We start from the raw sequence: 15693 nt of genomic DNA, 5'->3' as shown, positions 1-15693 counted from the left end.
TGTCCACTGTGAATCATGTTCTGATTGGGAATCTTGTGATAGATACCATTTGTGTTTTTTGAGATCATTGATATTCTAAAAATGAAAAACTTGTATTAGCAGTAAATACGGCTAAAGTAGATCTTACTCCATTGTATGTAGGGGCAGAAAAATATTGTTCGAAGTATGAGTAGAAAAGGAAATTGATATAATTTTGGCTCAAAAATGATTGCAGGCTCAGGAAGCCGCTTATAATAATTGGATAAACCTGGGGTTGGAATTATTTTAAATATTGCAGTAAATGATTGAAGTTAATTTTTATTTACAATACTCATAAAATTAAAAAAGATAGAACAGATGTTCTATCTTTATATTATACCGACGTATTTAATATTGTAATTATTTACTTATTTTTTTAGAAATTTAATTGATTGATTATCATAATTAAGAATATATATTCCAACTGGAAGTTGTCTGACATCGATATCTCTGTTATTATATTCTCCAGCCAAAACCAACTGCCCATTAAGATTATTAATTGTATAGTGAACTTTGGATTGAAGGTTTGTTAATCTTATAAAATCAGTGGTAGGATTTGGATAAATCTCTGTTTTATTTTTTGAGAATGTATTTTCAGAAGTATTCAGTGTTCCCGCCGTGATATTAAAGTTATTTGAAAAGCTATTTAGGTCAGCATAATTGCTATTCTGAAAGGCTATTTTAGCGGTTGCATTGTTGGCTGCAGATGGGTTGATAACATTTTTAATAATTACCTTAATTGTTGTGCCTTGAGAAAGTGCCTGAGAAATATCTATTTTCAATTCACCATTTCCAAAATTTCGTAGATATCCTGGAGTTTCGGTAGTAGAACCATTAAGAAAAACATCAATATCAGAAGTACTGGCAGGTGAAGCATTAGCAGAGAAAGAGGGAAGGGTAGATCCCGGTACAACTTTGGCAGAAATAGCATTCCAGGTTCCTCCTCCTGGACCAGCGGTTAAGTTAAAGGTATATGTAGTGGTTGCCCCTACAGTAGTTGAAGTAGTTGTGATAGAATTTTGTCCGAAAATAATTGCAGAGGACAATAGTAAAATAGTAGTTAATTTTTGTTTCATTAAAGAATTTAATTTGCGCGCAAAAGTACTGAATTTATTCGGAATTAATTGAGATTTTTTTTCAAAAAATCCTTATTTTATGGTAGTTTGCGGTGATTTTTAAAAATTAGAATAGCTATTAAAATAGGATGAAATTTCTCTTCAAAATAATGTCTGATTTTGAACCTGTTTTAAACTTATTTAGAAGAGCGTTTCCAGAAAATTAGCGATTTAGAATTACAAAAATAAAGTGAAAATCCGGGGCAATTCATTTTGGTTCCATCACAATCATTAAATTTTGAAAAGTATGATTTGAAGAATTTTGTTCTCAAAATTAAAAGGCTCCATCTTCATCTAATGGAAACTTTTGTGATCTCGTAAGGATTCTGCTCAAATCATTTGTCGGAAGTTGTACATCATTTTAAAAATCTTAAATTGTAAGTATATCTATTCTTTGAGTAAAATATTAGAATTATATTACATTTATTTTTTACATTTATAAAAAAACAGCCAAGTTATTTGATGATTATATCCTTACTTATATGTCACTTTCTGAATTAGAAATTTATCAGTATAAATTTTGTGAAGTACTGAGAGCAAATAATCCCAGTCATTATTTTAAAGCAGTACATGTATATAAATTTAATGCTGGCGAAAAACGTTATTTGGTTACCTTTGAGGAATACCAACATCACGTATATGTCCTTCAATTTTGCCTTGAAGAAAACCAAGAAATTGCTGACAAATTTAATGAACTTGCCAATGTTGGTCCTTCCATAGCAAAAAACGTGATCGCAACCTGTGTTCAAATCGGATTGTCAATCTATAAAGAAAATCCATTAGCGTCGTTTTTTTTTATGGCTAGTCCAACTATTGATGAGCTCAGTAATGTAAATAAGGCAAACAATAAACGTCTTTCAGTGTATACATATTTTGCCAGGTTTTTCTTTAATTCCGAACATTTCGTTCATTTAAACTCGCCTGAGCAAAACTCTTATTTAATACTTAATAAGGTATATGAACAAGAAGAACCAGAGGCAAAACAAAAAATTATAGACATGTTTACAAAGAACTAAAAAACCATCAAGTAATGAATTACATTTGATGGTTTTGTGATGATCAGGTGTAGTGACAGGTATTAATTGCCAAATACATTATGTAGTTCTTCTACAATTCCAATGTATTGTTTTTTGATGGAATTAATGCTGTAATAATTTTCAGGTTTCCAATTGGGTTTCCAACTGCTGCTGCTAAAGCTGTAAACATTTAAGTTTTTCATCTTTTGTATTGCATTATCAAGATGCTCATTAATGTTTTTGATCGCTGCTATATTGGTGTTGATACTTTGACCCTGCCATGTTGATGAGATATCTTTAGCCGCATCAAACTTTACCGGATAAAGCACCATATCTCCCTTTTTTAATGTTCGATTATCCATATCGACTTCAAACTTTGCAGCGATTAACGGGTTTTTAGAAAACTTCGCTCCATCACTATTGATCTGGTTTAGAATCATTTGTGAAGGGCCAAAAGCATAGATGTCTCCGGATGGTGTAATGAATGGAAGAACTTTTAAAAATGTACTAAAGGCACTGTAGTTATTAGGTAAAAAAGAACAATCTTCTGTTTTATACCATATATTGGTATATCCGGCATTATATTCTGTTTTTACAATGTCATTTCCGATGGATTTTTGACCTTTATAAAGTACACCTAATCCTAACTCTGCACTACGCAGAAACTTAATGTCGTTCCATTTTTTATAAATTTTCTGTGCATCTGTACTTAGTTTGCTGTATGCGGTTTGGATAACGTCTTCAGCATCAAAATTATCCCTGATATAACCTGCTTGCTGACTGAAGGAGGCTGCAATCTGATTAAACGGAGACATTTTAAAATCAGTATATGATATTCCGCTTGCTTCCAGCATATAATAGGTTTTTCCGAGGGTAAGAAAATCCTGAATCATCGATTGTTTTTTTAATAGCTCTTGTGTAGAACTTAAATCATCTATAGCATTTAAATATCCCGTAGCCATCCATGGGAATAAGTCGGGCCAGTTACTGATCCATACACCAAGCACAGTATAATTGTCATCTTTTTTTAAAGTTTCAATTTTTTCAATTGGTTCAGTATCAAGCAGCCCAATAGCTCTGGATTGTTTTGTAAGATTAACCTTTCTGAGTGCAGTATCTTTTTGAAGCACATCAAGATTATTTTCAGCAACATCTTTTTTAAGATCAACAACATTTTTCGGATCTGCTTTATCCTCAGAACGTTTTAAAAACTCTTCTAATGTCAGGTCTTTTTCGGTCTTTTTAGCTTCCTCAAAGGCGGATGCCTTTGCCATTTCTTCCAAATTATCCAGACTTTTTATTTCGTCTACTTTTTCCGTTACTTTCGGATCTTTTTCCGGTGTTTTGAATTCGGGTATTTTGGGTGCATCTGCTACTGAACTTACCTGTGGCGCTTTTTCCAGTAGGCTGATTGAACTGATCTCACTGAATGCTTTGTCCTCCACAACCTGACTCCATGCAGCAATCTGTTGTTGTACACATCCGCCACTGGACCAGGATGATGTGGTTACCTTGACATCTGATTCTCTGCGAGAATTACTTCCGTCATATGCCGCTTCTACAGTAATCGCCTTACCAATTCCTGAATACGTAAAATTCCCTTTGCTGCCATATTTCCAGCTGCTTTCACCAGATGAAGATATCATCTCCAAAGACACTGTTCCCATACCTCCCCATACTACTCCTACAACCATTCCGTCACCGTGTTCTTTAAAGAAAAGCTGAACAGATTTTACCCAATCATTGACTAGTCTCATAATTTCAGGATGTTCGTCCGGAGATTGCATGATCTTTAACAGGTTATCATTTCCTAATTTCTTTGTTAAAGCATTATAATTGTCTAATGCCTGCAATGCCATTTGTTTAGGGTTTTCTTGCAGTGAGTTAATTAAATCTTCGGCTTTTAAATCGTTGAAATTTATATACTCAACACCTGACAACATTTGTACGTTATAATTCACTGAGATCTTCTTTGTTAATTCTGCAGCTGAATTACCCACATATACAGACAATCCGGCATTAATACTCGAAAGTCCGGAGATACCGTAAGATCCTGAAACTCCTACAGAACCTTGGTTTAGGCTGTCGGTATAAACAAATGAACTACCACCTGTCATCGTTTGCTTTACTTCCTTGTCGGGAACCATTCTTGTAATATCTCCTTTTATGATAGTGGCCATGAATCGCCCTGTATCACTTTTTATAATGCTTCCAACCTCAACAGCATAAAAGGGATTGATTGATCCGTTTGAACTTTTTGTATTGCTCATGATTATTATAGTTTATAGTTTTTAGAAAATTGTATTAATCAACTATAGTTTAATACAAGTAATCGTTACATTACCAATTGCTCCGGAATTTGTATTCCCGCCTTCTCTGCTGGAAAAGTAGGAATCTTTGCTGGCATCCTGATTCCAGTTAAAACTATTGTCTTTTTTACCCCAAGGGCAGTCCCAGTTAAATTTACCAATCTTGGTATCTCCATTATACAGTTCAAAACTACCTTCTGTACCGGAAGAAGCGTCTGATCTTCCGCAGGAGCATATGGATGCATTTTTGCCAGATTCTACTGTGATTTTATTGATATCAGCAGTGCTGATTTCTTTATCTTTATTTCCTTGCTCATAAAACTTACCCCATGATAAGCTTGCATTTTTTACTGTTAAAGTCATGTTTTCTGATACGATTTTAACTTCAATCCATTGTGCGTATGCCATAATTTTATAATATTTAAGTTTCTACTATTGCTTTTCGTATACTAATTCTTTTTTTAGTGGGTGCTGCTCCACATGTTTTTACTTGCCTTCATCACTGTAACGAGTCGCCCATATTCTATTTACTTTTTATGATTTAACATGTATATGCTATGGCGACTTACAAGTTTTCTGATAGTTGTGTGAAAAGCTATTGATTATAATTTTTCAGCACTACTCCTTTCGGATTAAATCGGCAAGACATATAAATGTTGTCGTTATTGTTATGCGCCTTACAAATAGGGAAAATATAAGCAGTACCACCCTTGGCAACACTTTTTGCTGTAGTTCCCGGGATGACATGACCACCTACAAAATCTGTCCCACAGACAAATCCGGACTTGCCATTCGAATAGTTATATGAGGTACATTTTGCAGGGTAATAACCGCCGTTGCATTTATCGTTCCAGAGCGTAATCCAGGAACTATATCCAGGAGGTTTGGGATCATTGGTAGAGTACATAATATTGGCAAAAGAGTACATGGAGGTCCAGGTAATGGTCCCATAATAAGTAGAGAATACAACCGCCTGAACCTGAAGAATATCTTCTAATGTTGGCTGTTGTACATCTTCTTTCTCGGGCATGAACATTGCTTTGTAATCATTGTAGTTATCAGGTGTTACCACTGGAGGTGTTCCTGTTTGTATTACACCCTGTACTCCCGCATCCAACAGCTGTTGCACAAGCGTTTCTATGGTCTGTCTTAAAGCTATTTTATTGACTTGTCTGATTTCCGGGGATTTTTCTATAAAATCTGACCAGAGATTGTTGGAGCTTACCACAAGTCCTTTACTGTTCAAAAGATGAACGTACGTTGTCTCCGGGATCGTCTCCAGGTTGGTGATAATTCTAATCTGCCGATCGCTTGTATCGTCAGGTCCTGCTATAGTTACGTACTGCAAATCGGGGTCATAGCTGTAAGGAATCGATAGGTAAGCAAATATTTTATATTGAAAATAATTGCCTATTTCAATAGAATCACTGTTAATAATGTGATTGCCTTCTATGAGCTCCATTTCTAATGGTATTTCCTTTTGCATTATTTTCAGGGCACCTAGCGAGTAGGTATTCGAAATGGGTAATGTTAATTTGATTTTTTCCATTGTTAATTAGTTTTTGTGAATATTTTATCCTGGCAGATATTTCTGCAGGTTGATGTTATTTGAGTGCTTGTAAAACGGTATATCTTTTTTCTGTTATTCCGGATGGTCAACCCTTTTTATACCAGAAATGTTTTAAGGTGTGTTTTCAGAATAAGGATGTAACTGTGCCTATAATATATGATTGTTACCTATGTGCTTGTTTCCTAAAAATGTCACTTCAGTTTCATCTGTAATGTATAAATTTTGATAAGTCTTAAGATTTCAATTACAAAGTAAAATTAATAAACATTACCAATTATCTTTTAAGTATTTTTACTGAATTTGATGTTTTTTTTAGAAGTCGAATTTGACGAAAAAAGTCATCAAACAACTTAAATGAACATTGTTGATCAATGTATCTGTCGGTATAGTAATGGGTGCGAAAATGAAAGGAATCTTCAAATATAGGTCTTGTGAACTTTATGAGCGTTTATACAAAAACTTTTATTAATAAACCTGTTTAAACTTATTTAGAGAAAGAGTTTCCAGAAAATTAGCAATTTAGAGTTGCAAAAAAAAGAACTAAAATCTGGAACTTATAAGCAAAGATAAACTGGAAAAATGGATTTTACCTCATTTAAGCACAGGTAAGCGAGGCTTTTCTACAAGATTTGATTTAGGAAAAATATTCAAACTCATTATAAAACGATTAAAAACGGGTTGTCAATGGCGAGAATTAGGCCTGAAAGAATATTTTTCTGAAGAAAACGTAAGTTGGCAACTGATTTATTATTACTTCAATAAATGGTGTAAGGATGGTTCTTTCCGGCGAATTTGGCTTTCTCTTTTGCAGAATAATAAAAAGAAATTGAATCTTTCCAGCGTACAATTAGATGGAAGCCATACCCGAAGCAGAATGGGAGGAGAATCAGTCGGCTATCAGGGAAGAAAATCATCTAAGACGAGTAATTGTATTTTCCTTTGTGATAGTCAGGGGCAAATGCTTTCAATGGGAAAACCAATAAGTGGAGAGCATCATGACCTTTATAATATTGAAGAAACATTAGAAGAGATTCTTGGTCTTTTGCATGATGCAGATATCGAGAGCAAGGGATTATTTCTAAACGCAGATTCTGGTTTTGACAGTAAAAAATTCAGAGATATTCTAAATAAAAAAGAGATTATCGGGAACATTAAGGAGAATTCTGGTAACGGGGGATACAAAGAACGAAAAATATTTTGATCCCAAACTGTATAAAAGAAGATTCAAGATAGAAAAAACAAATGCTTGGCCTGATGGCTTCAAAGCTTTGTTAATAAGGTTTGAAACTTTGAATCTAACTTGGAGAAATCTACATTATCTGGCTTTTTCTATTTTGTTTCTCATAAAAATAAAAGTTTAAACAGGTTTATTATCAAATCAGCATCCATTGGATATCATATGTAGGGTAAGAGATAATGGAGTTGAAGTCACCCTTATTTATCAACAAAATGAGGAAGTTATACTTCAATTAGATGACCTTTTAGAAAGTGTTATCATCAGATAAGGCCCTTAAAATAAGATTTTTTTTAAAATTAATCACTAACAAAAGAATTTCTAAATTGAACATGTTTTCTTAAGAATTATATAAATTTACTATCTAAGTAATAACATGAATAACTCTTTTATGAAATTAAACAGAATGAGAAAAAAACTCAGGAACAAAAACTTTTTAATAGCACTATTTCTTTTAATTCCCTATTTGGCAATTTGCCAAATAGAGGTAAAAGGAAAGATAAAGAATAATACAGCTCCCGTTCCATTTGCAAATGTGGCACTTGTTGACTCCCTTGGAGTAGTAAAATCCGGAGCAACTACAGATAATAATGGTGCATTTACAATCAAGACAGTTAAAGGAGCTTATACTATTAAGGTTAATCTTTGGGGATATAAAAGTTGGGATAAAAAAGTCAGCTTAGAAAACAGTACTATTTTGGACGATATAATGTTGATCTCGGATTCAAAAAATTTGGAGGAAGTTGTTATCACAGGCAAAAAAAGAGTCTTTGAGCAGCAGATGGATCGTCTTGTATTTAATGTTGAGAATAGTCCTACTGCAGGTTCAGGTAATGCCCTGGATGCATTAAAAATAGCGCCAGGTCTTATGATTCAAAATGGGACTATTAGTATTTTAGGTAAAGGATCATCACAGGTAATGGTGAATGGTAAATTGATGCAGATGTCAGGTGATGACTTAATCAGTTTTTTGAATTCAATTCCTGCTGGCAACATCAAAAAAATCGAAATTATAACGAACCCACCGGCTCAGTATGATGCAGGAGGAAATGGAGGACTCATCAATATCGTTTATAAAGAAGGAATGAGAAACTCTTGGAAAAATTCATCTTCTTTTGCTTATGATCAGAACCGTTATAGCTCTTTTACATTAGGTAATGATTTCCTATACAATAAAAATAAACTTAGATTCTCTTTGGGGCTAAATGGAAGTATTGGTGCTTATAGGGCTCTTGAAAGTTTTGATGCTTTTTCCACAAATAAGTTACAGGAACTGGATTCTGATACGAAACAAAAAAAGAATAGTTTTACAGGAAGAGCGTCAGTTGATTATGATCTTACTAAAAATATCGTTTTAGGTCTTATGTACTTAGGTAATATAAGAAGACCAGATCAAGATAATAAATCAGTTACTCAATTATTTGATTCTAATCATAATCTTGAGCAAATAATTCAAAGTAAAGGTTTTAATGACAGAGAATATAACAGTAATATTTATAATATGAATGTTATGTCGAAATTAGACACCTTAGGAAGAAAACTTACTGTAGATTTTAGTTATTTAGATTACAATGTAAAACAAAATAATAGCTTTGCAACAAATACGTCAGTTCCCAATGACCCTGCTTTTATGCAACAGCGATCAGCCATTAACAATTCAGGACAGACTATTGAAAATTTTAGTGCAAAGGTTGATGTTGAGCATCCAACCAAATTTGCCAACTTCTCTTATGGAGGTAAGCTAAGTTTCAATAAATCAAATAGTGATGTCAAGTTTTTTGATGCTACAACAAATCCGCCAGTATTGGATGAATCGCAATCTAATGAGTTTGAATATAAAGAAAACATTCAGGCATTATATGCCAGTGGTTCAAAGAAAATAAGCTCAAAACTGAGTTTACAATTAGGACTAAGAATGGAGAATACAACCACAGAAGGTTTCTCAAAAACAATAAATCAAACAAATAAGCGGGATTACTTTAAATTGTTTCCTACATTTTATGTTTCCTATGCTGCAAACGATAAGAACAATTTTGTCTTTAATTATGGAAGACGAATTAACCGCCCCGGATTTAATGATTTAAATCCATATCGATTTTATTTAAATAATAACAGTTATTCTGTAGGTAATCCTTTTTTACAGCCTTCATTTAGTGATAATTTTGATTTAACCCACACTTTTAAGAAAAAGCTAAGCTCAAATCTGTTTTTTAGAGTTACCAATGATAATTTTGGGATATTTTTTACTACAGATACAGAGAAGGACTTACAGGTTATAACAAGAAAAAACTACTCAAAGGAATATTATTATGGTATTAGCGAAAGCTACACATTTGATAAATATTCTTGGTGGACAAGCCAAAGCAGCCTGTCGCTTTTAGGTTCTAAAACTACCTTACTTGATGATATAAATGCAGAGGTTCAGAACGGAGTTAGGGTTTATTTTAATACAAACAATACTTTTTCACTTACTAAAACAACAAAATTAGAAGTTAATTACTGGTATAGCTCGAAGCATAAAAGAGGATTGTTTGAAAATGGACAGTCCCATAGTCTTGATATAGGAGTGAGACAAAGTTTATTAAATGATAACTTAAAGGTTGTTCTGTTAATTACTGATTTATTTAATACATCGTACTTAAATAATAGCATATCCATTGTAAATGGGGTAAAGCAAATAGGAAATTTTAATTACAGTAACAGATTTTTCAGACTTTCTCTTCTTTACAGCTTTGGAAGCAAGAAAGTAAAAGCTGACAATAGAAAATTTGGTAATGAAGAAGAGCAAAGACGTTCTGGAATTTAATACCAAAGTTTATCAAATGTCCTCTAGTATCGAATACTAATAATAAAAAAAAACCATGAAATATCAATTATTCTTACTCCATTTTGCAGGAGGAAGTGTCTATTCTTTTGACTTTCTTAAGAAATATATAAAACCTAATATAGAATTTATTCCTCTTGAACTGCCTGGAAGAGGGAAACGTTTTAGCGAAGAATTGCTAAAGAATAAAAAAGAAGCCATCAAAGATTATGTCATTCAGATTAAAGCCTTGAGAAATAATAAACCCTATTTAATATTTGGACATAGTATGGGGGCCACATTAGGTTTATCTGTTGTAGAAAAGATGGAAAAAAACGGAGATCAACCAGAAGCTTTAATAGTTTCTGGTAATCCGGGACCGGGAATACAAAAAGAAGATAATACAAAGCGCTATCTATTAGAAGATGCTGAATTTAAGATTGTATTAAAAGAGTTAGGTGGAATTCCGGATGAAGTCCTTGAAAATGAAGAACTGTATGAATTCTTTAGCCCAATAATTAGAGCTGATTTCGAAGTACTTGAAAACGATAATTTTTCAGAAAAAGAAATCAGATTAAATACATCATTGTATGGATTAATGGGAGATGAAGAAGAAACTTGCGACAGATTAGAAAATTGGAGAAATTTTACGAATGCTGATTTTCAATTTAAAATATGTAAAGGAAATCATTTTTTTATTAATGAACATGCCCAGGAATTGGCAAAATTAATTGAGGGCTATTTTACTCATGTAATTGTAAAATAATTTATTATATTCAAATTAAAATTTAAAGAATTAATATATATAATCTTCTATGCACTTTCAAATACTATTTTAAGTTCCGGAATTATATATATAATCAATAGTACAGTTTCAGGTAAAGCCAAATTCCAAAATGATTATATGGCAATAGTCTTTGCCGCTTTCCCAGATTCATATTCTTTCAGAATATTGATAATCTGATGTTCTGAAAATTTACTCTTTTTCATAAGGTTTATCAAACTAAATTTAATAATTTTAATTTGTTTGAAAAACAGGGAAGTTTACCGATGTAATAAAAGGATTTAAAGGATTAAAATTAAGCGCACACAGAAGTGAAAACCTAATGGGTAAGTTTCTGGTAACCAATATTGTGTTCGAAGTTAAGTATTGGTAACGGCCAGCGTAGAAAACTAGGATAAAAAAGAAATAATAATATTATAGTTTAATCGATACTATTGTAATCACAAGATGTCAGCATAATAGCCGGGTTCATTCAACTTACAATTTTGTAAGTCCTTTCATGCCAATATCAGTCTCTCTACCTTTGATGAAAAATTAACTATAAATGGAATTATCAGAAAATATCATTGCTTTCCATCATGTATCCATTAAAGCTCAGGATTTAGAAAAAACCATCATCTTTTATAAGAAATTAGGGTTCGAAATGGTTCATGACTGGTCGTTACCTGATTTTAATCTTGAAAAATGTGCCATGCTGCATCATCAAAAAATCAATTGTTACCTCGAAATATGCGATAGAAATGCAGATATGCCAACACAGGGAAGAAAGCGTTTAGAAAGTGAGGAGTATGTTGAAAGTGCTTTGCTTCATATTTGTTTTACTGTGAAGAATGCTGAATATGCACGGAAAAAAGCAATAGAATATGGAGCAAAGGATCTTAGCGAAGGGGTATTTCAATTAGACCTCATCAATAATACTAAATCTGTGAATGTAAAAAACAGTTTGGTTTACAGTCCCAATGGTGAAGTGATCGAGTTTTTAGAGAAAGTAAATTTTTAGCAAAAAGTTTACTTTTGAAAATCTGATAATGAAAATAAAACCAGCTGCAATTTTTTTCCTTTTTCGGTCAGTGAATATATGGAGGAAATTTTATTTTTATCCTTTGTTATCAATTCATCCCGAATCAACTCATTCAGCTGTTTTGAAAGCGTTCTGTCGGTAATTTCGGGCAGAAGAATTTTAAACTCAGAATAAGATACATTTTCATCAATCAGTTTAAATAAAATTGAAAGCTTCCAACGACCACTGATCATCATCAATGTTTTAGAAGCATTACAGAAATTTTGTAATGCTTTTTCATTAATGGAATTCGTAGAATTTTCTTTTCTCATAAATAGAAAACGAAATTAATTATTTAAGTAAGAACTATCTCAATTTTATATCAAAAATAACCTCAATTTCACGAGATTAATGATGTATTTTTTCAGCCTTGTTTTTCTTTGTTTGAAAAGATAATCCATTTCGGGGAATTCTCTGCAGAGTTTTTCGCGGTCATGAAAGGAGAGCGCGAGAAGTTCACAGTCTTCAAGACATTCAATGGGTAGCTTTGCAGGTTCTTTTTTTAAATAAGCATCATAATCGCTGACCCACCAATCTTCCAGCGCAAATCTAATGATGCTTTCCTTTCCTTCTTCCGCAATGTATGAAGCTTTTTTTAACGAAATCTTGGTACAAGCTCATTGTCAAGGTTATACCCTTAGCCATATTTAGAAAATACATCTACCTAACATGATACTTCTAAATACTAAAAAACCGACCGGTAATAATGCCGATCGGATATTTTTGGTTCCTGGTGTACAACAAATGCTTCCCAGCCAGATATTCCGGCCCTGTTGCAGGTTATCTTCTGGGGTTAATTATAGCGTCCATTGTCGCTGTATAATGAGATTTTTCCAGTAGCATTGACCACCCATTCAAATTTTCTCTGGTGTCTGATAGACTTGCAACTGCATGTCATTTCGCCAACACCATTTTCACTCCTCACATACCGCTTGTTAAGTCCCTTAAGGGTAACGCTCTGGTCAATTGATGCAGTGGATGACTAATTGGTGCTGCCAGTCCATTTGAATGTGGCTGCCGAATTGGCAGGTATGCTATAGGTGAAGGATTGCGTCCCCCATTTGACTTTGGATGAAGTTGCTGAGCCGCTATTATTGTAAGCGATAAGAACCTTTGAGCCATCAGGATTTCTAAATGCCGTTGAGGAAACGTTTCCTGAATTATTTGATCCAATCCGAACTGCACCGGGAGTAACAAACTTTGAGGCATGGGCAATAATATAATAGGAAACATTACGGGTAATTGAGCTTCCCTGAATGGTAAGCGCTCCCATGGATACAGAACTTCCACCAGGGGTATGTGGCCCTTGGTTATTATCGCTAGCTAGGTTCCATTCCATTGCAGTTCTTGACCAGTTGTTCATGGAGCCGATTACTACATTCCTCATATGCCATGATAAATCAGAAAAATTTGTAGTAGGTGCTGTATATTGCTCCGTAAAATAAACATTTTTTCCAGTAGCGTTTCTCACAGTAGTCATCGCGGAAATGTCCCCGGCATATAAATGGAAGGCTGAACCATCCACATACTGGCTGTTGTTTGCTACATAGATAGGGTATTGGGTGTTGTCACAGTTGTGATCAAAACAGATGATTTTACAATTATAGCCTGCCCCCCTAAGCTTTGGACCGATATAGTCGTTGATTAATCCCAGCTGGTTTTCTTTGGTCAGAGTCATACTGGGTTCATTATGTGGATTTTCAGGCTCATTTTGCGGGGTTATCCCCCATATATTGATTCCCTGGGCTTTCATGGCGTTCATATAATCCAGCCAATACTGGCCATAGCTCTCATAATTTTCTGCCTTCAATGTGCCACCGACGAATGAACCATTCGTCTTCATCCATCTAGGAGCGGTCCATGGTGTAGCCAAAACTTTGATATTGGGGTTTACTGCCAATATTTTCTTTAAGACTGGGATAGTATACGTCAGATCAGGACCTGCAAGGCTAAATGAGCTGCCATCACGATAGGTATAAGAGTAATCACTCAGGTCGGTTGCCCCTATTCCTATCCTAATTATGGAAACAGCTATCCCAGAGGAAGGGCTGAACAGCTCATTCAGCAAGGAATTTTGGGTTGCCGATGGCAAATTGGAAATCAATTTGGCACTTCCTTGTGTCAGGGTATAGCCATATCCGTCTATCGTTTGAAAAGTAGAACCCTCATTAACCGTTATTGTAGTATTATTGGATCCTCCATCTGGGCCAAAGGTAACATTTGGCTGTTGCTGAAGAAGCCGGCTTTTATCACTGGAGGTAACCCAGATACTAACGGATTCTGCTGCCCTTCCCATAGTTGGGGAGACTGCATCAGGCTCATCATTAAGTGAATCAATGGTTTTATTGCATGCAGATAATGCAATGCAAATTATGGGAACAAAAATAAGACTTAGATGTTTTTTTTTCATAATTAAATATATTGTGGTTTAAAGTTTATTGATCTGTGTTTTGTATTAATAAGGGGGAAAGTTACAATGTCTAATATATTATTGATTCACTATTGTATTTGCCAAAATTATAGCATTAATAATAGGCCAGTTCGTCAATAATTTACAATTCATAATTGGTTGATTTATTTTTTATTTTATCAAATATAATGTAAAATAAATATATTTTTATCATTATTATATTTTTATAGTATAAAAATTATTATTATAATAAGAATGTGTGATGTTTTTCTTTTGTATAATGGAAATGAATTTATAACGATGATTTTTTAAGATCAGATTCCAAACGTCCAAAGAAGCTATTGTTGGGTACTCTAAAAACAAAATAAAAGATGTCAACTCTCTTTGTTTTTTTGCTAACTTGACAGGATAAATTACCCCATATTGATGATTTAGCACCTTATTAATTTAAGATATAATTTCATTTTTTAGATATTTGCACATGGCTCTATTGATAACTTTGGATAATGTCTATAAATTGTACAATCTTGATTCTTCAAAAAAGACGGAAGGAATAGTTATTCTCAATCAACAAAATGATCCTAAAAAGGAGTATACAAATAATAGTCGTCTATTTGACGGCTTATTGCTAGGATTCTTGATACAAGGATCTATGAAAGCACAGATTCATTTTTTAGAATATGAAATGAACGCAGGTGATATTGCTATTTTACAACCGCAATTGATGATCGACACAAAATCATTGAGTGAAGATGCTAAAATTGTAACAATTGGTCTTTCCTTAGATTTTATTACAGCATTTCCAATTTTACGTGAGTTTATAATGAACAACCAAATTAGATGGCAGCCCATTATCAGACTTCAGCCTGAAGAAATGAAGTTGCAAAATGAAGTATTGACGCTTATACAGAATTTCTACAATAAAAAACCCAGCCATAATAAAACGGAAATGCTTCGACATCTTGTTATGGTTCTAATGAGTATGATTTCTGAGGTATATTCTTGTTTACCGAGTAACAAAAGCTTTGTGAAAAACCGCACACATGAGATTATAGATGATTTTTATCTGCTAATCTCAAAGCATGCAAACCAACAAAGAAGTGTTGCATTTTACGCTGAAAAGCTACATTTAACACCACAATATCTTTCAACTTTCCTGAAACAGAAAACGGGAAAATCTGTATTACAGTGGATTGATCATATCACAATTCTACATGCTAAAACACTACTGAAATCTTCTAATTTATCAATTAAAGAAATTAGCAACGAGCTTCATTTCGAAGAAACAAGTGTCTTTTGCAGATACTTTAAAAGAATAGTGGGATTGTCACCAAAGACCTATAGAAACGAATAATAATTTATCTTCTTTTATAC

At 33.5% G+C, this 15693-nt stretch carries 12 protein-coding genes and 1 pseudogene; 7 read left to right on the top strand and 6 right to left on the bottom strand.

Translation table 11 applies throughout. The annotated features are described in order from the left end of the window. Positions 1 to 386 precede the first annotated feature (386 nt). A complete protein-coding gene (locus tag ACQ76T_RS10355; protein WP_431343217.1) occupies positions 387 to 1094 on the bottom strand; it encodes a T9SS type A sorting domain-containing protein in 708 nt (235 codons plus the stop codon). A 521-nt stretch (positions 1095 to 1615) separates the two neighbouring features. Between ACQ76T_RS10355 and ACQ76T_RS10350 the strand changes: the two genes are divergently transcribed. Further along, positions 1616 to 2149 (top strand): hypothetical protein, encoded by a 534-nt coding sequence (locus ACQ76T_RS10350; protein ID WP_431343216.1) that lies wholly within the window; start codon positions 1616 to 1618, stop codon positions 2147 to 2149. Between the two features lie 62 nt (positions 2150 to 2211). Here ACQ76T_RS10350 and ACQ76T_RS10345 read toward each other — a convergent pair whose 3' ends face one another. The 3 genes from ACQ76T_RS10345 to ACQ76T_RS10335 form a co-directional block, all read right to left on the bottom strand. Next, complete coding sequence (locus ACQ76T_RS10345; protein ID WP_431343215.1) at positions 2212 to 4419, bottom strand: hypothetical protein; 2208 nt, start codon at positions 4417 to 4419, stop codon at positions 2212 to 2214. 42 nt (positions 4420 to 4461) lie between these two features. Further along, complete coding sequence (locus ACQ76T_RS10340) at positions 4462 to 4866, bottom strand: aegerolysin family protein (protein WP_431343214.1); 405 nt, start codon at positions 4864 to 4866, stop codon at positions 4462 to 4464. A 187-nt stretch (positions 4867 to 5053) separates the two neighbouring features. Beyond that, positions 5054 to 6007: a hypothetical protein gene (locus tag ACQ76T_RS10335; RefSeq protein ID WP_431343213.1), complete on the bottom strand. Its 954-nt coding sequence runs from the start codon at positions 6005 to 6007 to the stop codon at positions 5054 to 5056. Positions 6008 to 6575: 568 nt separating this feature from the next. On the opposite strand from ACQ76T_RS10335, the pseudogene ACQ76T_RS10330 reads away from it, so the two are divergent. The 5 genes and pseudogenes from ACQ76T_RS10330 to ACQ76T_RS10310 form a co-directional block, all read left to right on the top strand. Next, positions 6576 to 6764, top strand: a pseudogene (locus ACQ76T_RS10330) (transposase); the annotation flags it as partial. A 69-nt stretch (positions 6765 to 6833) separates the two neighbouring features. After that, positions 6834 to 7229, top strand: a complete 396-nt coding sequence (locus tag ACQ76T_RS10325) for a transposase family protein (protein WP_431343212.1) — start codon at positions 6834 to 6836, stop codon at positions 7227 to 7229. A 439-nt stretch (positions 7230 to 7668) separates the two neighbouring features. Continuing rightward, entirely contained in the window at positions 7669 to 10068 is a 2400-nt protein-coding gene (locus ACQ76T_RS10320; protein ID WP_431343211.1) for a TonB-dependent receptor domain-containing protein, read from the top strand. 55 nt (positions 10069 to 10123) lie between these two features. Then, entirely contained in the window at positions 10124 to 10831 is a 708-nt protein-coding gene (locus ACQ76T_RS10315; protein WP_431343210.1) for a thioesterase II family protein, read from the top strand. Between the two features lie 562 nt (positions 10832 to 11393). Then, positions 11394 to 11849 carry a VOC family protein gene (locus tag ACQ76T_RS10310; protein WP_431343209.1) on the top strand — a complete coding sequence of 152 codons (456 nt, stop codon included), beginning with the start codon at positions 11394 to 11396 and terminating at the stop codon, positions 11847 to 11849. An 8-nt stretch (positions 11850 to 11857) separates the two neighbouring features. On the opposite strand, the gene ACQ76T_RS10305 is transcribed toward ACQ76T_RS10310, so the two are convergent. Continuing rightward, positions 11858 to 12181 (bottom strand): winged helix-turn-helix transcriptional regulator, encoded by a 324-nt coding sequence (locus ACQ76T_RS10305; RefSeq protein WP_431343208.1) that lies wholly within the window; start codon positions 12179 to 12181, stop codon positions 11858 to 11860. 710 nt (positions 12182 to 12891) lie between these two features. After that, positions 12892 to 14319, bottom strand: coding sequence for a glycoside hydrolase family 30 protein (locus ACQ76T_RS10300; protein ID WP_431343207.1), 1428 nt, complete (start codon positions 14317 to 14319; stop codon positions 12892 to 12894). 481 nt (positions 14320 to 14800) lie between these two features. On the opposite strand from ACQ76T_RS10300, the gene ACQ76T_RS10295 reads away from it, so the two are divergent. Beyond that, a complete protein-coding gene (locus ACQ76T_RS10295) occupies positions 14801 to 15673 on the top strand; it encodes a helix-turn-helix domain-containing protein (protein WP_431343206.1) in 873 nt (290 codons plus the stop codon). Positions 15674 to 15693: the final 20 nt, after the last annotated feature.

It is taken from the genome of Chryseobacterium sp. JK1 (assembly GCF_050632815.1).
Lineage (GTDB): Bacteria > Bacteroidota > Bacteroidia > Flavobacteriales > Weeksellaceae > Chryseobacterium.
This window is presented reverse-complemented; position numbering and strand designations above follow the sequence as displayed.

Bases quoted from the DNA above. Each gene is read 5' to 3' on its own strand.
- ACQ76T_RS10355 (WP_431343217.1), bottom strand. From the start codon at position 1,094: ATGAAACAAAAATTAACTACTATTTTACTATTGTCCTCTGCAATTATT.
- ACQ76T_RS10350 (WP_431343216.1), top strand. From the start codon at position 1,616: ATGTCACTTTCTGAATTAGAAATTTATCAGTATAAATTTTGTGAAGTA.
- ACQ76T_RS10345 (WP_431343215.1), bottom strand. From the start codon at position 4,419: ATGAGCAATACAAAAAGTTCAAACGGATCAATCAATCCCTTTTATGCT.
- ACQ76T_RS10340 (WP_431343214.1), bottom strand. From the start codon at position 4,866: ATGGCATACGCACAATGGATTGAAGTTAAAATCGTATCAGAAAACATG.
- ACQ76T_RS10335 (WP_431343213.1), bottom strand. From the start codon at position 6,007: ATGGAAAAAATCAAATTAACATTACCCATTTCGAATACCTACTCGCTA.
- ACQ76T_RS10320 (WP_431343211.1), top strand. From the start codon at position 7,669: ATGAGAAAAAAACTCAGGAACAAAAACTTTTTAATAGCACTATTTCTT.
- ACQ76T_RS10315 (WP_431343210.1), top strand. From the start codon at position 10,124: ATGAAATATCAATTATTCTTACTCCATTTTGCAGGAGGAAGTGTCTAT.
- ACQ76T_RS10310 (WP_431343209.1), top strand. From the start codon at position 11,394: ATGGAATTATCAGAAAATATCATTGCTTTCCATCATGTATCCATTAAA.
- ACQ76T_RS10305 (WP_431343208.1), bottom strand. From the start codon at position 12,181: ATGAGAAAAGAAAATTCTACGAATTCCATTAATGAAAAAGCATTACAA.
- ACQ76T_RS10300 (WP_431343207.1), bottom strand. From the start codon at position 14,319: ATGAAAAAAAAACATCTAAGTCTTATTTTTGTTCCCATAATTTGCATT.
- ACQ76T_RS10295 (WP_431343206.1), top strand. From the start codon at position 14,801: ATGGCTCTATTGATAACTTTGGATAATGTCTATAAATTGTACAATCTT.